This is a genomic window from Hydrogenophaga atypica (assembly GCF_042665215.1).
Taxonomy (GTDB): domain Bacteria; phylum Pseudomonadota; class Gammaproteobacteria; order Burkholderiales; family Burkholderiaceae_C; genus Hydrogenophaga; species Hydrogenophaga defluvii_A.
In genome coordinates this window covers 358,670-377,870 of sequence record NZ_JBHTCA010000001.1, presented here as the reverse complement: position 1 = coordinate 377,870, position 19,201 = coordinate 358,670, and the positions used below count along the sequence as shown (strand labels likewise).

The window sequence follows — 19,201 nt, the reverse complement described above, 5'->3', positions numbered from 1 at the left end:
GTGGCCTTCTGAGGGGGAGGGTTTGACAATTCTAGAAGCCGCAGCACATGGGGGCGAAAGCGCCCATCGCAAGGGCGACCGGCGTCGCCGCAGCGACTCGGATATAAACAACAGCTTATGAATAAAAATCTCTGGCTGCTGGCCGCCGCCCAAGGCCTGTTCCTGACCAACAACGTGGTCTTCATCGCCATCAACGGCCTGGTGGGCCTGGCGCTGGCGCCTCTGGGCTGGATGGCCACACTGCCGGTGATGGGCTATGTGGTGGGCGGCGCCATCTCCACCGGGCTGGTGGCCAAGACGCAGGCGAAGTGGGGACGCAAGGTGTCGTTCCAGCTCGGGCTGGTGGTGGCCTTCACCTCTGCGTTGTTGTGCGCCTGGGCCGTCACACACACGCAATTCTGGCTGCTGGTGGCCAGCACCATGTTCGCGGGCTACTACAGCGCCAATGGGCAGCTGTACCGTTTTGCCGCCGCCGAGCTGGCCAGCGCCAGCTTTCGCGAAAAGGCGGTGTCGCTGGTGATGGCCGGCGGCCTGATTGGCGCCGTGGTGGGCCCCAACCTGGCCAGTCGCACCCAAGACCTGACGGCGGTGCCGTTTGCCGGCGCCTACCTATCGCTGGCGGTGGTGGCCATCGTGTCAATGGGGCTGATGGCCGTCATCGAATTCCCTCCCGTGCCGCCCAAGGTGGCCGGCGCAGACCAGGGCCGCCCCCTGGGCGAGATCATGCGCCAGCCGGTGTTCATCGTGGCCGCCGTGGGCGCGGCCCTAGGCTACGGCGTGATGAACCTGCTGATGGCGGCCACGCCCTTGGCCATGCAGGTGTGTGGCTACGCCTTCAAAGACGCGGCGCTGGTGCTGGAGTGGCATGTGATCGGCATGTTTGCGCCGGGTTTTTTCACCGGCCACCTGATCAAACGGTTTGGCACGCTGCCCATCATGGGTGTGGGTGTGCTGCTCAATGCGCTGTGTATTGCGATTGCGTTGTCGGGCGTGGACCTGCACCAGTTCCTGATCGCGCTGTTTCTGCTGGGCGTAGGTTGGAATTTCCTGTTCACCGGCAGCACCACCCTGGCCATGACCGCCTACCGACCGGAGGAAAAAGACCGTGCGCAAGCGGCCATCAATTTCTGCGTGTTCGCCACCATGGCCTTCACTTCGTTTGCGTCGGGGGCGCTGGTCACCACACAAGGCTGGCAGTGGCTGAACCTGGGCTCGCTGGTGCCGGTGGCACTCACGGGCGTGGCCTTGTTGTGGCTGGCTTCGGTGCGGCGGCGAGAGGTGCGGGCGGCGGTTTGATCGGCTGCTCGCGCTTCACTTGCTGCTCACGCCTGAGGACATGGGGCACCAGGCTCCGCGGCTGTCCTCCAAACCGGCTTCGCCGGTTTTCCCCCTTTATGCCGCTGCGCCAGGCACCCCATGCCCTCAGGCAACCACCGTGTTGGCAGACCAACGTGGGCGCAACCACATCGTTGCAGATCGGGGTGGTGGGGCGTTCTGCAGAGCGAGGTAAAGGAGCAGCCGGCGCAGCCGGCGGGGGACACGAGCGTCGCAGAGCGCCCCACCGCCCCGATCCAACACAAACGCAACTCAAACCGGAGAAACCACCCGCTCCCGCATCCACCGCGCCACGTCCTCCGCCGGCATGGGCCGCGCGATGCCATAGCCCTGCAGGTAGGTGCATCCCTCCTGGCACAGAAAGCTGCGCTGGCCTTCGTCTTCCACACCCTCAGCCGTCACATCCATGCCCAGGGTGCTCGCCAGCCCGATCACGCCTTTCACGATCGCACGGTCGTCGGCATCGGTGGCGATGTCGCGCACAAACGAGCGGTCGATCTTGAGCTGATGCGGCCGCAAACGCTTGAGGTAGGCCAGGCTGGAGTAACCGGTACCAAAGTCATCGATGGCCAGGCGCACGCCCAGCTCCACCAGCCGGTCGATGATGCGCAGCGAGGTGTCGCTGTCGGCCATGAGCGCGCTTTCGGTCAGCTCCACCTCCACCTCCTGCGGCGCGATGTCGTGACGCATCATGGCGTCGCGCAGGCTGTCCACCAAGCGGTGGTCGCGAAACTCCAGCGCCGACACGTTGATGGCCATCACGCCCGGACGCAGGCCCTCGGCTTTCCAGCGCGCCAACTGGGCGCAAGCTTCATCGCGCACCCACAGGCCCATCTCGGCGATCAACCCCGACTCTTCCGCCATGGTGATGAACTCACCCGGCGCGAGCAACCCCCGCGCGGGATGGCGCCAGCGCAGCAAGGCTTCGCAGCCGACCATGTGGCCGTGCTGCGCGTGCACCTGCGGCTGGTAGTGCAACACAAACTCGCGCCGCTCTATGGCCTCGCTGAGCTGCTGCTCCAGCGCCACGCTGGCCTGGCGGCGGGTGTTGAATTCGGGCAGGAAAAAGCTGTAGCGCGCTCGGCCCAGGGACTTGGCCTGGTACATGGCCACATCGGCGTGTTTGACCAGGGTTTCGAAGTCGCTGGCGTCGTCCGGAAACATGGCAATGCCTATGCTGCCCGACACCCGCGCCGGCGTGTTGCCCAACAACACCGGCCGAGCCAATGCTTGCAGCAGGCGTTCGCTCAGTGTGGCCAACTCCTGCCAATCAACCACCTGACGGGCCAGCACCATGAACTCGTCGCCACTCTGGCGGCAGGCCACGTCGGCCTCGCGCAAGGTGCTGCGCAGGCGGTGCGCCACTTCGATCAAGAGCTGGTCGCCCATGGCGTGTCCCAGCGCATCGTTGATGGTCTTGAAACGGTCCAGGTCCACGAACAGCAAGCCAAAGCGCCCGCCAGCCCGCTGCGCCTGGCCGATGTCATGTTCCACCAACTCACGGAAGAGGTTGCGGTTGGGCAGACCGGTGAGGGCGTCGTACAAGGCCATGTGCTGCAGCTGACGATTTTTCTCTTCGAGCGCGCCAAAACTGTCCTGCAACTGCTGCTGCACCTCAAACATGAGGCGACCGAGTTGCCCCAGTTCGTCCAGACGGCGCCGCTCCGTCCTGGCTGAAGGTTCGGCGCCATGTGCAACCATGGCACTGGCCAACGCTTTGAGGCGTTCGACCGGCCGCGCCACACGGCGGGTCAGGAACACGCTGAGCACCAGCAACGAAGCACACATTTGCAGCAGCACCAGGGCCACCAGTTGCCATTGCCCCTGCCGCACCGCCGGGGACTGGAGGCGGGTGTCGAACCACACCTGCAGCGAGCCGAGCAGCAGGCCCTCGCGGAAGATCTCCTCGCGCCGCACCACCACACCGTCCACCGCCTCACCACGCTGCAAGCGCGCCAACATGGTAGGCGAACCCATCTCGATGGCCTGTGCATCGGGCCGCTCCTCGCGCACCCGGACCCCCACCACCGCCGGGTTGTCGAGCAGGCGGCGCATGGCGGCCTCGATGGCGGGGGTGTCGATGGCCCACATCGGGTCGCCCAGCGAGGCCGACCCGACCACCATGACGGACTGCATGGCCTCGGCCAACAAGGTCTGCTGCTGGGTTTGGGCAATGCGCTGGCCCACCACCAGCAGCAACAGGGCCGGGGTGACCAGGGTCACACCCAGCACCCACAGCAGGCTGGCGCGCAGGCTCAGGCCGGCCCACCACTGTTGAAGACGTCCCCAGGGAGCGGGCGTCTGCGGTGCGGCAGGTGAATCGTCTGGTGGCGGCACAGGCGCGGACATGGCTCAGCGCGGCGCCAGGCGCTCCAGCTCACGGTCGATGCGGCGCAGCAGATCGGTGCCCACACTGAAGTTGCAGTACAGATGGCGATCCAGCCCGGGGCCAATGTCGGAAAAACGCACCAGGCGCAGCTGGTCGGATGCGGCGAGGCCAATCAGCAACTGCCCTTCCTCGGGCGCCACCAGCAACAGGTCGGCACGCCTGGCCAACAACATGCGCACCAGCTGCAAGGGCTCGCTGCCCGTGCTGGCCCGCCTGCCAGGCAGCTGGGTCAACCAGCGGTCGATGTCAGCGCCGTACGAATACCCCTCTTTCGTCAAAACGGTGAACTGCGGCGAGGCCAGCGTGGCCTGCAAGGACTGGCCATCGGCCAAGGTCGCATCGGTGCGCACCAGCCCACCCATGGGCAGATCGCGGTACAGCGGGCGGCTGAACAGCCCGAGTTTTTCGCGTTCCGGATTCCGGAACCAGCCCAGCGCACACACGGGCTCCTGCCCGGACTGCACCAGCAGCAACTGCCGCTGGCTGGGCGTCAACTCCCAGCGCGCCACAATCCCCGCCCGCGCCAGCGCCTGCTGGACCGGCGTGGCCACCAGGCCCTCCACCGTTGTGTCGGGCTTGAGGGTGGTGTAAGGGGGGCGCTCCTGGTAGAGCAGACGCAGCGGCTGATCTTGCGTGCCCAGGACGGGCGCGGCGCCAGCCAGGCCGGTCACGCCGGCACAAACCAGCGCGAAACAGGCATGCAACAGCCGCAACTTGGAGGACACCATGAACCCATTGTGCACGGCTCAAAAACCCTGGTCCAGCCAGTGTTCAAGGGTCTCGAAAACCGGGTCGGCATCGCGCTCGTTGAAGAGCTCGTGGTACAGCCCATCGAAGCAACGGCTGTGCACCACCTCGGGGGGCGCCGCCGCTGCAAATTGGCGGCTGCCACGCGGATGCACCAGGGCATCGGCGCCCGCGTACATCAGGAGCGTGGGCAAGGTCCAGCGCGGCGCGGCAGCCACGGTGAACGCACTTTCGCGCTCAATGAAGCGCGCCAGCCGGGCGCTGATGCGGTCGTGGTTGCGCGGGTCCGCCAGGTAGGCCGGTGCCACCGCCGGATCGTGGGACAGCTGGGTCGCATCCAGCCCATTGCCCACCGCCAGGTTGGGCGCCAGCCGGTACAGCACCGCAATCAACGCCTTTTGCCAACCCGAGAGGCCCGGGTCAAGCGCGGGAGACGACAACACCAGGCCTTCCACCGGCCGCAGGCGTTCGGCCACAAACCGCGCCGCCACCAGCCCGCCCATGCTGTGGCCCAGCAGCACCATGGGGCAGGCCCAAGGGTTGCAGAGGTTCTCACGCGTGTCGTCCACCACCTCGGCCAGGTCGGCCAACAGCGCGTGATCGGCGGGCAACACGCCCCGCGCGCCACCCGATTCACCGTGACCGCGCTGATCGTAGGCCCGCACCTGAAATCCCCAGGCATTGAGGCGCCGGGCCACGTGGTCGTAGCGCCAGGCGTGTTCTCCCAGGCCATGCACGATGAGCACCACCGCGCGCGGCCGCTGGGCCGGGTGCAGCGGCCAGTCGTAGACCGCGAGGTTTTCGCCGTCCCGCAGGGTAAACGGGGCCTGGGTGGTGGACACCATCCGGCGCTCAGGGCATGCGGGCAATCACCTGCGCCACGGCGGCGGTGAGGCGGCGCGCGTAGTCGAGGTGCAAAAACTCGTTGGGTCCGTGGGCGTTGCTCTTGGGGCCGAGCACACCACACACCATCATCTGCGCAGTGGGGAAACCTTGGCTCAGCATGTTCATCAGCGGAATGGTTCCGCCCTGACCGATGGTGCCGTAACCGGCACCATAGGCGGCCTGCGAGGCGTCGCGCAAGGCCTGGTCGAACCAGGGCGTGATGGCCGGGGCATTCCATCCGGTGGCACCACCTTCGGTCTCGAAGGTCACCTTCGCTTGGTAGGGCGCGTTGTCTTCCAGCAAGGCCTTGAGCTGCTGCACGGCCGTGGGCGCATCCACCAGCGGCGGCAGGCGCAGGCTGAGCTTGAAGGCGGTGTAGGGGCGCAGCACATTGCCGGCGTTTTTCAGTTCGGGGAAGCCATCGGCCCCCGTGACCGACAACGTGGGCCGCCAGGTGCGGTTGAGCAGCGCCTCCACCGGATCGGTGGTGGTGGGCAGGGCGAACACGCTGGAGCCGCCGCAGTCGTGGTGCGCCCAGGGGAACCGTTTGTAGACCTCTTCGCCCAAGATGGCGGCGGTGGCGCGGGCCTGTTCCACACGTTCGGCCGGCACCTCGCAATGGAAAATGTCGGGCAGCAGGCGGCCAGTGGCGCTGTCTTCCAGGCGGTCCAGCACCTGGCGCATGATGCGAAAGCTCGACGGCACCAGGCCCGAGGCATCACCCGAGTGGATGCCTTCGGTCAGCACCTGCACCTTGAGCACGCCGCTGGCCATGCCACGCAGGCTGGTGGTGAGCCACAGCTGGTCGTAGTTGCCGGCGCCGCTGTCCAGGCAGATCACCAGGCCCACGTCACCCAGGCGCGGGCGCAACGCGTCCACGTAAGGCAGCAGGTCGTGCGAACCACTTTCCTCACAGGTCTCAATCAGCCCCACGATGCGCGGGTGGGCCACGCCCTGGGCCTTCAAGGCCTGCACCGCGGCAATGCTGGCGTAGACCGCGTAACCGTCGTCGGCACCGCCGCGGCCGTACAACTTGCCGTCATCGATCTTGGGTGTCCAGGGGCCCAGGTCGCTGCGCCAGCCGTTGAATTCGGGCTGTTTATCCAGGTGGCCGTACATCAGCACCGACTGGCCCGATGTGGGAGCAGGTGTGCCATCCTTGCCGGCGCTGGCGGGCAACTCGAAAAACATCACCGGCGTGCGGTCCTGGCCGTGCGCGTTTTTCAGCCGCACGATCTCCAGCGTCAAGCCTTCGACCTTTTGCTCGCGCACCCAGTCGGCGGCGCGCTGCAACACACGCTCGAGGTGGCCGTTGGCCGCCCAGTCGGCATCAAACGACGGCGACTTCGCCGGAATCTCGATGTAGGACTTGAGCTCGGGCACGATGCGCTGCGTCCAGCTGTCGCTGACGTGGGACAACAAGGCATCGGTGTCGGCGCTGGACAGGGGCACACGTGCGTTCATGGCGGTCTCCAAAAAGGGCGGGGCGCACAGGGCGCAAAAAGACATTATTCCAAAGGCCCGGGCCGTCCGAACAGGTAGCCTTGGAAGGCCTTGCAACCCATGAGCTGCAGGAACTGGCGCTGCCCCTCGGTCTCCACACCTTCGGCCACCACGTCCAGGTCCAGGCTTTGTGCCAGTTGCAGAATGGTGCGGGCGATGGCCGCGTCGTTCGGGTCGGTGAGCAGGTCGCGCACAAAACTCTGATCGATCTTGAGCTGTGACAGCGGCAGGCGCTTGAGGTAGCTCAGTGACGAATAGCCGGTGCCGAAGTCATCCAGCGCAAAACAGATGCCGCGCTCGGCCAACTGCTGCATTTTGAGGATGGTTTCCTCGATGTCGTGCAGCAGCAGGCTTTCGGTGAGTTCGAGCTTGAGCCGCTGCGGCGGCGCCCCGGTGGACGCCAGCAGCCCCAGCACCTCGGGCACGAATTCGGCGTGGCGCAGTTGGCGTGCGCTGAGGTTGACGGCCAGTGTGAGGCCCTGCTTGTCCGGGTCGTGTGACCAGGCTGCGAGTTGCTCGCACGCGGTGCGCAACACCCAGCCACCGATGGGCAGGATCAAACCGGTCTGCTCGGCCACCGGGATGAATTCGGCCGGGGACACCATGCCACGTTGTGGGTGTTTCCAGCGCACCAACGCCTCATAGCCCGTCACCCGCCGCTCGGTGTTGACCACCGGCTGGTAGAACAGCGCCAGCGCCTCCTCGGCCAGCGCCTGTCGCAGGTCGCGCTCCAGGGCCGAGCGCGCCATCACCACGGCCTGCATGTTGGGGTCAAAAAACCGCACCGTGTTGCGCCCGGCCGACTTGGACTGGTACATCGCCAGATCGGCGCGCTTGAGGATGTCTTCGACACGTTCGTCGTGGTCGCGAAACAGCGTCAGGCCGATGCTGGGCGTGTTGTGGTGCAAAGCGCCCGAAAGGCGGTAGGGCTCGTTGAGCGCGCTCAGGATTTTCTGACCCACGTTGTTGGCGTACAGCGCGGCCACATCGGCTTCGGTGCCCAGCTGTTCAAACAACACCACAAACTCGTCGCCCCCCAGGCGCGCCACGGTGTCTTCCTCGCGCACCACCTGCTGCAAGCGCTGCCCCACCTGCTGCAACAGTTGGTCACCCGTGTCGTGGCCCAGGGTGTCGTTGAGGTCCTTGAAGTTGTCGAGGTCGATGAAACACACCGCCGCCCATTGCCCGTTGCGCACGCTGGCCGCCTGGGCCTGCTCCAGCCGGTCCTGAAACAGGCGGCGGTTGCACAGGTGGGTGAGGGGATCGTAGAAGGCCAGCCGCTCGATCTGGGCCTCGGCCAGCTTGCGTTCGGTGATGTCACGGGCCACGCCCAGCACACCAAACGCCTGCCCGCCGTGGTCGTGCACCGCGCGCTTGACCACTTCGAGCACGCGGCGCTGACCGTCCATCAGCGCCTCCTCCTCGTACACCAGCGATTCGCCCGTGCGCAGCGCGCGCTCGTCGCTTTCGCGGTAACCCTGGGCCTGCGCCGGCGGCACCAGCTCCGCTTCCGTCTTGCCCAGCATCTGGTCAACGGCGCGGCCGTACATGCGCGCCTTGACCGGGTTGGCCAGCACGTAGCGGCCTTCCGCGTCCTTGAGCCAGACGCTGTCGGGAATGGCCTCGAAGAAGGCGCTCAGCCGGGCTTCGCTGCGCTCCAACCGCAGTTCAAGCTGCTTGCGTGCGGTGATGTCGGTCAGGGTGCCGGCCAGGCGCACGGCCCGGCCCTGTTCGTCGCGCGACACGTAGCCACGGTCCAGCACCGTGATCTCGTGGCCTTGCTTGTGCAGCATGCGGAACTCCAGCTCGAAGCTGGTGCTGCTGTCGGCCAGCACGGCGTCGAACTCGGCGCTCACGCGCAGGCTGTCCAGCGGGTGGGTGAGGGTCAGCCAGAGTTTGGGTGTGGCCGGCAGCTCATCGGTCTCGTAGCCGAGCATGGCCCACCAGCGCTGCGAGAAGTACACCTCGCGGGTCACCAAGTTCCAGTCCCAGGCGCCGTCGTTTGAACCTTGCAGCACCAGGTTGAGCCGCTCCTCGCTTTGCTTGAGTGCCCGTTGGGTGGCCACGTAATCGGTCACGTCGGCGTAGGTGCGCACCCAGCCGCCCGAGGGCAGCGTGCTGGTCTTGACCTCCAGCACGCGGTTGCCAGGCGCCTCACGCAGGTACTGGCCCGGCGTGACCAGGTAGCGCCCACCCACCGTGTAACCGTAAGCGCTGGACACATCCTTGCGGCTCATGCCCGCCGGGAAGGCCCCTTGGGCGAACTGGTAATCGACGATCTCGTCCAGCGTGGGCTGCCGCGACATGAGCGACGCGGGCAAGTCCATCATCTGCAAGAAGCGCTCGTTGTAGAACACCGCCCGCCCGTTGGCCTCGTACATGACCACGCCTTGGCTCAGGCTGGACAGCGTGACTTCCAGCAAGTCGGTGCGACCAGTCAGCAACGCATTGGCTTCGCGCAGTTGGCGCGCGGTCGTGACCCGCTCGGTGATGTTGCGCGCCAGCAGGATGAAGCGCTCGTCCGGGCTGCTTTGCGCCCCGTGGCCGCCCTTGAGCGAGACCGACAGCTCGAACCAATGCTGGCCTCGCCCGGGAATGTCCAGCGCGTACTCGCGCGCAGCCACCACCTCGTGCGCAGCGGCCTGTGCGAGTGCATCGAGCACCACCCGGGCGGCATCGGGCGGCAACACCTCGCTCACATGGCGGTTCAGTTGCTCGGCCACGGGCATCACCAGCATGCTTTCGTCCGGCGCATGGATGGACAGGTAGCGGCCCTCGCGGTCCATCTCGATCAGGATGTCGGGAATGGCCTGCAGAATGGCCTGTTGCTGCGCCAGCAGCTGGTTCATCGCATCGCGGCTGCGGCGCTGCTCGGTGATGTCGTTGGTGAAGCCATACCACAGCACCGCCCCGTCGGTCTGGCGTTCGGGGCGGCCCCGTGTGGTGTGCCAGCGTTCGCCGGCCACCGGCAGCAGCACGCGGTACTCCACCTCCCACGCACTGAGTGCGTCGGCGGAGGCCAGTGCCGAGGCCCGCACCACGGCGCGGTCGTCCGGGTGAATGCGGGCATACAACACGTTGGCATTGCCCTGAATCTGGCGCGAGCTGAGTTCAAACACCTCCAGCGCGCCGTCGCTGATGAAGGGGAAACTGAACCCGCCGTCGGCCCCCATGCGCATCTGGTAGACCATGCCCGGCACGTTGTGGGTGAGCCGCTGGCTGAAAGCCAGGCGGTCCAGCGTGTCGCGTTCGGCGGCCTTGCGTTTCGTGATGTCGCGCCCCACGCCCCGGTAGCCACGGAACACCCCGTTGGCGTCAAAAATGGGCGCCCCACTGACGGCAATCCAGTAGTCGCGCCCGTCCGGCCAGCGGCGCAACACCTCAAAACGCCGAAACTCCTCGCGCCGCTCCAGCAGGGCGCGAAACGCTGCCCACTCGGCTTCGCTCAGGTTGTGGTTGGGCAGCTCCCACAATGTCTTGCCTTCGTAGGCCTCGGGGTACCACTGCTGAACCGAACGGCCTTCGATGCGGGTGTAGCGGTACTGTTCGTCCTGCTCCCAGTACCAGTCGGTGGAGAGCTGGGTGAGGCTGCGAAAGCGGGCCTCGCTTTCACGCAAGGCCTCCTGCGCACTCAGGTGTTCGGTGAGGTCGGCGTAGGTGCGCACCCAACCGCCACCGTCCAGCATGCGGGTGTGGATCTGCAGGATTTGCCCGTCGGGCGTTTTGCGCACAAACACATGCTCGCGTGTGGCGCTGTGGCCCTGGTCGCACAACTCGCGCATGACGCGGTCATCGCTGAGCTCCAGCGGTGTCACGTCGCCCCGCTGCTGCTGGTAGGCCCGCACCTGCAGCGCCGTGGGCCGCGCCTGCATCAAGGCTTCGGGCAGTTTCAACAGCTCCAGAAAACGGCGGTTGTAGAAGCTCACCGTGCCATCGGCGTCCACCTTGACCACCCCGAGCGGCACGTTTTCCAACGCCACGCGGAGCAACTCGTTGGCCTTTTGCAGCGCGTCCTCCGCATGTTTGCGCGCGCCGATGTACGAGCCCACACCTCGGTAGCCGCGAAAGTGCCCCTCGGTGTCGAACATGGGCTCGCCGCTGATGGCCACCCACTCGCCGCCACCGTCGGCGTGCACCCGCTGCACCTCCAGGTTGCGAAACGGCCGGTGCGCTTCCAGATCGGCGCGGTGCGTCGCCCAAGCGGCAGCGTCCATGTTCAGAGCGGGCAGTTCCCAAGGCCGTCGGCCCAGGCTGCGGGCGTGCACAAACCGCTCTGGCAGGTTGCCGTCGAACCGTGTGAAACGAAAGTTTTCGTCGCTTTCCCAGTACCAGTCGGACGACAGTTCGGTCAGGCCACGAAAACGCTCTTCGCTGTCGCGCAGCGCGGCGTCGATTTCCACCCGGTCGGTGATGTCGCGGTGCAAGGAGAGGAAGTGGGTCACCTGCCCACGCGCATCGGCGATGGGCACCACTTCGACATCGACACAATACGGCTGCCCCGTGCGGGTGTGGTAGGTGATGTCCACCCGGACCGCCTGGCGCTGCGCCAAGGCGCGTCGGATGCGGGCCACCGCGTCGGGGTCGGTGCGCGCGCCGTGCAAAACCCTGGGCGAATGCCCCACCAGCTCATCGATGGCGAAGCCGGTGTGGCGGACAAAGGCCTGGTTGACAAAAACAATGCGGCTTTCGCCACCTTCGTGAGGCCCCGATTCGGTGACCATCACCATCTCGCTGATCTGATCCAGCCCCCTGCCCAACCCGTACATGAAACGTCTGGGCAAATTGCCCAAAGCGCTCTGGGCAGCACCCGACACCGGCGCGCCCTCCGAAGGCAATGCGCTGGGGTGTCCGGGTGGCGGCGGCCTCATGTCGGTGGTACGGACCGGTGGAGCCTGGTCACCGGCTGGGTCAGAAGGTTTCCCAATCGCCCTCGTCGCCCGAGGCCGGCTTGGCCGCGCGCACCGGCGCTTGACGGGTCAGCAGTGGCGCCGCAGGCGCTGCTGCCGGTGCCGCAGCAGCGGCCGGGCGGGCCGCAATGCCCTTGGCCGGTGCCGCCGCCTTGGGTGGCGACAGCTTGCTGGGTGCGGCAGGCGGCCGAGGCGCTGGCGCGCGCGGGCTGGGCGCACGGGGTGCGGGCGCACGCGCTGCGGCCAGCATGGGCGCCGCGCCTTCGTTGAGCTTGAAGCTGGTCACCACCTCGGTCAGGCGTGCGGCCTGTTCGCGCAGGCTCTCGGCTGCGGCGGAGCTTTGCTCCACCAAGGCCGCGTTCTGCTGGGTCATCTGATCGAGCTGGTTGACGGCCACGTTGATCTGGCCGATGCCATCGCTCTGCTCGCTGGACGCGGCCGTGATCTCGCCAATGATGTCGCTGACCCGCTGCACGCTTTGCACGATCTCCTGCATGGTGCTGCCGGCCGTCTGCACCAGCGCGCTGCCTTCGCCCACTTTTTGCACGCTGGTGCCGATCAGGTCCTTGATTTCCTTGGCCGCCTGCGCGCTGCGCTGGGCCAGGTTGCGCACCTCGCCGGCCACCACCGCAAAACCCCGGCCTTGTTCGCCCGCGCGGGCCGCTTCCACCGCCGCGTTGAGCGCCAGGATATTGGTCTGGAAGGCGATGCCGTCGATGACACCAATGATGTCGGCGATCTTTTTGCTGCTGTGGCTGATGTCGTCCATGGTGGTGACCACCTGCCCCACCACGGCGCCGCCTTTTTGCGCCACCTGGGCAGCGGTGCTGGCCAACTGGTTGGCCTGGCGCGCGGCGTCGGCGCTCTGGCGCACGGTGGCGGTCAGCTCTTCCATGCTGCTGGCGGTTTCCTCCAGGTTGCTCGCGGCCTGTTCGGTGCGGCCGCTCAGGTCCTGGTTGCCACTGGCAATTTCGGCGCTGGCCGTGCCTATGCTGTCGGCGCTTTGGCGAATCTGCGACACCGAACGCACCAAGGCCTCGCGCATCTCGCCCAGCGCGCGCAGCATGTCCCCCAGCTCGTCGCGGCGGTCGGTGCTCACACTCGCGGTGAGGTCACCCCCCGCAATCTGGCGCGTCACCGCCACGGCGCGCGTGACAGGCTGGGTCACGCTGCGGGTGATCAGGTAGGCGAACAGCAGCCCCGACACCACCGCCAGCGCGGCCATCGTCGCCAGCAGAATCATGGCGTTTTTGAGGCCTGCGGCCAACTGCGTGTCAGAGGCGGTGGTCACACGCTCACCGAATTTGAGCAGCTCCATCATGGCGGCCAGGTAACTTTCGGAGGCCGGCAACACCTTCTCGGTGAGCATGGCGTCGGCGTTGGGGTCGCCGTTCTTGAGGGCAGTGAAATAGCCACCGCGCAGCGACACGTATTCGCTGCGCCGCTTGCCAATGGTTTCCAGCAAGGCCTTGCCTTCGCCTTGGGGCAGGGCCGCCTCCAACGTCTTCTGCAGTTCGTTGATGCGTTGGGTGGTCTGGGTGATCAGCGGGGAGAAGTGCGCATCCACCGCCGGATCGTTACGCGACTTGGCCAGCGCCAGCGCGCGGTTGATGTTCAGGCGCGTGCTGGCCACCCACTCCTGCGCCACCCCCACCAACTGGGCTCGTTGTTTGGCCTGCTGCAGGTTGGCCTGCGTGCTCTGGATGCTGTAAATGCCAATGCCGGCCAGCAGTACTGCCAGCAGCATCACCATGCCAAAACCCAGGCCCAGCCGGGCGGCAATTTTCATGTTGTCGAGTTTCATGGTGTGCCCTCGTTTGTCTCGTGTCGTTTTGGTTGCGCCCCACCTTGCGGGGCTTGGGAGTTCTCAGGCCCTGAGGCGGAACACCGCCACCACCTCACTCAGGCGCTGTGCCTGCTCGCGCAGGCTGTCGGCGGCGGCCGCACTCTGCTCCACCAGCGCGGCGTTCTGCTGGGTGCCCTGGTCCAACTGGGCGATGGCGGCGTTGATCTGCGCGATGCCTTCGGACTGCTCGTTGGCCGATGCCGTGACCGCACCGATGAAACTGGAGATCTTCTGCGCGTTGGCCACGATGTCGCCAATGGTGGTGCCGGCCTGGTGCACCTGGGCGGTGCCCACCTCGACCTTGTCCACGCTGTTGCCAATGAGGGTCTTGATTTCGCGCGCGGCCTGGGCGCTGCGTTGGGCCAGGGTGCGCACCTCGCCGGCCACCACCGCAAAACCACGGCCTTGTTCACCCGCGCGTGCCGCTTCCACCGCCGCGTTCAAGGCCAGGATGTTGGTCTGGAAGGCGATGCCGTCGATGACCCCGATGATGTCGTTGATCTTGCGGCTGCTGGTGTGGATTTCTTCCATGGTGCTGACCACCTGTGCCACCATCTGGCCGCCCTGCTCGGCCACGGTGGCGTTGCCGGTCGCCATGTCGCTGGCCTGGCGCGCGGCCTCGGCCGACTGCGCGACGCTGGAGGTGAGCTCTTCCATGCTGGACGCGGTTTCCTCCAGGTTGCTCGCCGCCTGCTCGGTGCGGTGGCTCAGGTCCAGGTTGCCGCTGGCAATTTCGGCACTGGCGGTGCCCAGGCTGTCGGTGGCGCTGCGCACTTCGCCCACGATGCGGGCAATAGACGCCTGCATGTCGCCCAGTGCGCCCAACAAATCGGTCAGCTCATCCTGCCCCGAGCGGTCGGCCTGCTGGGTCAGGTCGCCGGCCGCCACCGACTGGGCAAAACGCTGTGCCTGCTCCAGGGGGGCACAAATGCTGTGCATGTTGGCCAAGGTGGTGGGCACGACCACCAAGGCGGCCACCGCCAGTGCCACACCAAACACCAGCAGGGTCTGGGTGCTGGCCGACACACCGTGTTCCGCCACCTCTTTGGCCTCGTCGTTGAGCACGGCCTCCAGCTCCACCATCACCGCGTCCACCTGCTCGAACGAGGAATGCGCGGCCCGCAGCACGGTGTTGGCCACGGTGGCCGAGTCGTAGTCGCCATTGGCCAGGGCTTTGGACACCGGCTCCACGGCCTTGTAATACACCGCCAGCAATTCGGACATCTTGCGCAGCTTGGCGTTGTCCTCGTCTTCTTCACCCACCAGCATGGCTTTGATCTGTGTGTCCAGCTTCTGGCGCGCGGTGTCCCACTCGGCTTTGGCTTTCTGGATGTTCGCCGGCTTCTCGTAGTTGACGATCATGTCGCGCTCGTAGCGACGCAACTGCCCCAACGCGACATGGATTTGTGTCAGCGCCACGGTTTCCGCGAACACATGTTCGGAAAACTCGTGGTTCAAGTCCTGCAGGCGCTGCATGCCCCACACGCCGGCGCCCCCCACCATCAGCAGCAGGCACAGCACCACCCCAATGGCGGAAATCATGCGAAGGCGAATCGAAAATCGCCGCATCAAAGTCATCAAACCCATGTGTCGTCTCCCTCAGAGGCGGGCAGGCAAGAACGCCCCAACCCGCGCCGGCTTGTGGTGGCACCGGGCGCACGGTCACCGGCGCCAAGATGCGCTGGCGTCAGGCGATGGCGCTGTCGATCAGCCCCATGTCGGCGCTGCTCATCAGGGACTCGATGTCCATCAGGATGAGCATACGTTCGCCCACGCTGGCAATGCCGGTGATGAAGGTGGTGTCCACCGTGGTGCTCATCTCGGGCGCCTGGTTGATCTGGTCCTTGGCCAACTCCAGCACGTCCGACACCGAATCGACCACCGCACCGACCACCCGGCCTTTGACGTTGAGCACGATGACCACGGTGAAGCCGTTGTATTCGACCGATTCACAACCGAGCTTGATGCGCAAATCCACCACCGGCACGATAACGCCGCGCAGGTTGACCACGCCTTTGATGAAATGAGGCGAATTGGCGATGCGGGTGGGCTCTTCGTAGGAACGGATTTCCTGCACACGCAGGATGTCGATGCCGTACTCCTCGGCACCCAGCCGGAACGTCAGGTACTCCGAAGTGACTTTGTGGCCACCCGCGTCGTCTGCGCTGGCCCGACCACGCGCGCCTGCCATGCCCATTCCCTGTGTTTGTGTGTTCATGCGAACTCCTCGTCTCGTGGTGTGAATGTCAGTCGACCGTCTTCGACCCCAAACTCAGGCCTTGAGCCTCTCGCAAGCCCTTGTTTCTGTCAAGACAGGGCACCATTGTGGGCCAGCTTGGGGCGACTTTTGCATTCTTTGAAAATTCTTGCGCCGCATTTCGCACAAATATCACCATCCAACCGGGGCACGATGGCCGCGATGGCGGCCCCCTTGTCGGGAAACAGGTGGTCTGCGCCCAAGGCCTGGTCAAACCCGGTGCGCCGCCAGATGGCGATGACCTCGGGCCGTGGCCGGTGGAAGTACACATCACCGCCCATGGCACGGCGCGCCTTCAGTTCTTCTGCCCACAGCTCTGCCCCGGCCAGATCGATGAAGTTCATGCTTTTGGACATCACCAGCAGGTGACGGGGTGCGCCCGGGGCTTGCCGCAACGCGTGCAAGGTGTCGGCCACGTGCTGCAGCGCACCAAAATACACCTCCCCTTCCATGCGCAACAGCTTGAGTTGCGGGCACTCGGGCAAAGCGCCGGGGGTGCTGTCCACCACCACAAACGGCCGCTGCGCGGTCGGCAGTTCGGGGGAGGTGTCGAACCCCATGCTGCGCATGGCCGGCTTGGAGGTGCGGTACAAAAACACCATCAGCGACAACAGCGTGCCCAGCACAATGGCCATTTCCAGCCGCAGCGTGACGGTGGCCACCAGCGTGGCGCCGGCAATCCAGAAATCGCGCCGGCTCACGCGCCACAACTCGCGCCAACGCGCCACATCGAACAAGCTCCAGGCCACCAGCATCAGCAAGGCGGCGATGGCTGCCATGGGGATGCGCGCCAGCCAGCCTGAAACCGCGCCGACCAGCACCAGCATGAACACCCCGGCAAACACCGCCGCCAGCGGCGTGCGGGCGCCGGCCTGCAGGTTGGGCACCGAGCGGTTGAGCGAGCCACACGACACATAACAAGAGAAGAACGAACCCACCACGTTGGCCAGGCCCTGGCCCATGAACTCGCGGTTGGCGTCGATGCGCTGGCCGCTGCGCGCGGCCACCGCCTTGGCAATGGAGATGGTCTGCCCCAGCGCCACGATGGTCATGGCCAGCGCCAGGCTCAGCAGTTCAGGCAGGCGCGCCCAGTCGAGCTGGGGCAGGCTGGGCTGCGGCCACGGGGAGGGCATGGCGCCCACTTGCTTGAGCACCGCCGCACCCGGCGTGGTCTGCTGCGACAGCAGCACCGCCAGCACCGTGCCCGCCACCAGCGCCAGCAACATGCTGGGCGAACGAGGCCAGCGCCACCGCAAGCCCCAGGCCAATGCCAGTGTGCACACCGCCACGGTGGGCGCCGCCCAGCCCACATCGCCCAGGTGCGTCAACACAAACGACAACACCGCTGGCGCACCACGCACGCCGGCGGCGTCCAGGCCCAGGGCATCGACCAGCGCGTAGACCGCGATCAACAGCGCCGCGCCGGCCGTGAAGCCAAACAAGGCCGTGGGCGAAATGAAATTGGCCAGCGCACCCAGGCGCAGCGCGCCGATCAGCCACTGCATGAGCCCCACCAGCAGGGTCACGGCCAATGCCAGTTGCACAAAGGCGGCGCTGCCGGTCAGGGCCAGGGGCGCCAGCATGCTCAGCAGCGCCAGCGACAAGGCGTTGGTGGGCCCAGACACCACATGCCAGCTGGAGCCAAACAACGCCGCCACGATGGTGGGCACGATGGCCGAATAAATGCCCATTTCGATGGGCAGGCCGGCGAGCGTCGCAAAGGCAATGCCCTGAGGCAACGCCAACACGGTGCCCAGCAGCCCCGCCAGCACATCGGCGCGCAGGGCGGCGGGGGAGAGTTGCAACACCCAGGCGCCGAACACGCGGGCAGCCCAGGTCGCAGGCGGAGAGGTTGGGGTCAACATGCTGGCCCGAGCATATATCGGCAACGGCCCGCCCCCGCCTGCCCAGCACGTCCGGCGAATGGCGCTGGCGTCCGGCTTGCCCTTTTGTGATACTTGGCCGATGTCATCCCCTTCTGCCCTCGACCGCCTGCGGCGCTGGATTTCCGGCGGTACCCCGCCCAACACGGCCGGCCCCCAAGCGGTAGGCACTGGCAACGCCGGCCCCCATGCCAGTGGCTTGCGCCAGCAACGGGCGGGCCGGCGTGAGCAGCTGTTCGCGCTGGTGCGCGAGAACATGATCCGCATGGGGGTGCTCAGCAGCCACTACAAGTTCAAGGTGCTGACGCTGGACCCAGCGGGCGAGCAGTTCATCGTCATGGTGGACTGGCAACCCGGAGCGCTGGGGGCCGACCCGGTGTTCGAAAAACAGTTCGAGGCTGGGCTGCAGCTCCTGCTGACGGAGCGCAAGCAAGGCTTCAAGGTGAAGGCGGTGTACTGGCGCGGCCACGTTGAGGCGGGCGTGACCGCCGCCGCCCTGTCGCCCCCCCGCACCGCGCGCCCCAACCCCGCCTCTGTGCCCACCCCAGCCGCCGCACCAAAGGACGCCCAGGCGACACACCACGAGGAGCAGGTGTCTGACGACGAACTGATGGCCTTGCAGGCCGCTTTGCGTCAGGCGGGCGCCAGCACGCCGCCAACGCCCCCCTCACGTGCCACACGCCCCGCCGCCCTGGCGCCCTTGCCGGACACCCCGGACTTCGAGCCCACCATCAACACCGAGGGGCACGCCGGGACCGAGTTTGGCGCCCTCAGCGAAACGCAGTACGGCAAGCTGAACTGAGGCTCAAGCCCTGGCCCTCAGTGGCCGGCGAAGTCCACCAGGGTGAACAGCGACAGGCCGCTGTCCGTCAGGCGCTGGGAGCCGCCCAGCTCGGGCAGGTCGACAATGGCAGCCCCCTCAACGACCTGGGCGCCCAACTTTTCAAGCAGCTTGCGCCCCGCCATCATGGTGCCACCGGTGGCGATCAGGTCATCGATCAGCAACACGCGGTCGCCGGCTTTTACCGCGTCGGTGTGCAGTTCCACCGTGGCGCTGCCGTATTCCAGTTCGTAGGTTTCTTCCACCGTGGTGAACGGCAGCTTGCCTTTCTTTCGGATGGGCACGAAGCCCACGCCCAGCTCGTAGGCCAGCACCGAGCCGATGATGAAACCGCGCGCGTCCAGACCCGCCACCACGTCGGGGCGCAGGGCCGGATCCATGTAGCGGTGCACAAAGGTGTCGATCAACACCCGGAACACCTTGGGGTCCTGCAGCAGCGGCGTGATGTCGCGGAACTGCACGCCGGGGGCCGGCCAGTCGGGCACGGTGCGGATGTGGGAGCGGAGGTAGGCGGAGGTGTCCATGGCGGCATTATCGGCGCCGCGCTGCGGCCGACGGCCAACAAAAAGCCCGGCACCAAAACCGGGCCGGGCTCAAGCAGGCAAGGG

At 66.4% G+C, this 19,201-nt stretch carries 12 protein-coding genes; 2 read left to right on the top strand and 10 right to left on the bottom strand.

Annotated elements, in window-relative coordinates:
- Nucleotides 1–117: 117 nt before the first annotated feature.
- A complete protein-coding gene (locus ACFQPB_RS01855; RefSeq protein ID WP_382219324.1) occupies nucleotides 118–1,296 on the top strand; it encodes an MFS transporter in 1,179 nt (392 codons plus the stop codon).
- 291 nt (nucleotides 1,297–1,587) lie between these two features.
- Here the strand turns inward: ACFQPB_RS01855 and ACFQPB_RS01850 are convergent, their stop codons facing one another.
- The 9 genes from ACFQPB_RS01850 to ACFQPB_RS01810 form a co-directional block, all read right to left on the bottom strand.
- Nucleotides 1,588–3,684 (bottom strand): putative bifunctional diguanylate cyclase/phosphodiesterase, encoded by a 2,097-nt coding sequence (locus tag ACFQPB_RS01850; RefSeq protein WP_382219322.1) that lies wholly within the window; start codon nucleotides 3,682–3,684, stop codon nucleotides 1,588–1,590.
- 3 nt (nucleotides 3,685–3,687) lie between these two features.
- Entirely contained in the window at nucleotides 3,688–4,452 is a 765-nt protein-coding gene (locus ACFQPB_RS01845) for a transporter substrate-binding domain-containing protein (protein WP_382219320.1), read from the bottom strand.
- 18 nt (nucleotides 4,453–4,470) lie between these two features.
- Nucleotides 4,471–5,316: an alpha/beta hydrolase gene (locus ACFQPB_RS01840; RefSeq protein ID WP_382219318.1), complete on the bottom strand. Its 846-nt coding sequence runs from the start codon at nucleotides 5,314–5,316 to the stop codon at nucleotides 4,471–4,473.
- 7 nt (nucleotides 5,317–5,323) lie between these two features.
- Entirely contained in the window at nucleotides 5,324–6,820 is a 1,497-nt protein-coding gene (locus ACFQPB_RS01835; protein ID WP_382219316.1) for a M20 family metallopeptidase, read from the bottom strand.
- Between the two features lie 44 nt (nucleotides 6,821–6,864).
- Nucleotides 6,865–11,727, bottom strand: a complete 4,863-nt coding sequence (locus ACFQPB_RS01830) for an EAL domain-containing protein (RefSeq protein WP_382219314.1) — start codon at nucleotides 11,725–11,727, stop codon at nucleotides 6,865–6,867.
- Between the two features lie 40 nt (nucleotides 11,728–11,767).
- The gene (locus ACFQPB_RS01825; protein ID WP_382219312.1) at nucleotides 11,768–13,570 is read right to left on the bottom strand and encodes a methyl-accepting chemotaxis protein; all 1,803 of its coding nucleotides are present in this window, start codon (nucleotides 13,568–13,570) and stop codon (nucleotides 11,768–11,770) included.
- 63 nt (nucleotides 13,571–13,633) lie between these two features.
- A complete protein-coding gene (locus ACFQPB_RS01820; RefSeq protein ID WP_382219310.1) occupies nucleotides 13,634–15,199 on the bottom strand; it encodes a methyl-accepting chemotaxis protein in 1,566 nt (521 codons plus the stop codon).
- Between the two features lie 100 nt (nucleotides 15,200–15,299).
- Nucleotides 15,300–15,803, bottom strand: a complete 504-nt coding sequence (locus tag ACFQPB_RS01815; RefSeq protein ID WP_382202316.1) for a chemotaxis protein CheW — start codon at nucleotides 15,801–15,803, stop codon at nucleotides 15,300–15,302.
- Nucleotides 15,804–15,919: 116 nt separating this feature from the next.
- Entirely contained in the window at nucleotides 15,920–17,734 is a 1,815-nt protein-coding gene (locus tag ACFQPB_RS01810; protein WP_382219308.1) for a SulP family inorganic anion transporter, read from the bottom strand.
- Between the two features lie 100 nt (nucleotides 17,735–17,834).
- Between ACFQPB_RS01810 and ACFQPB_RS01805 the strand changes: the two genes are divergently transcribed.
- A complete protein-coding gene (locus ACFQPB_RS01805) occupies nucleotides 17,835–18,554 on the top strand; it encodes a hypothetical protein (RefSeq protein ID WP_382219306.1) in 720 nt (239 codons plus the stop codon).
- A 17-nt stretch (nucleotides 18,555–18,571) separates the two neighbouring features.
- Here ACFQPB_RS01805 and ACFQPB_RS01800 read toward each other — a convergent pair whose 3' ends face one another.
- Nucleotides 18,572–19,117: an adenine phosphoribosyltransferase gene (locus tag ACFQPB_RS01800; protein WP_382219304.1), complete on the bottom strand. Its 546-nt coding sequence runs from the start codon at nucleotides 19,115–19,117 to the stop codon at nucleotides 18,572–18,574.
- Nucleotides 19,118–19,201: the final 84 nt, after the last annotated feature.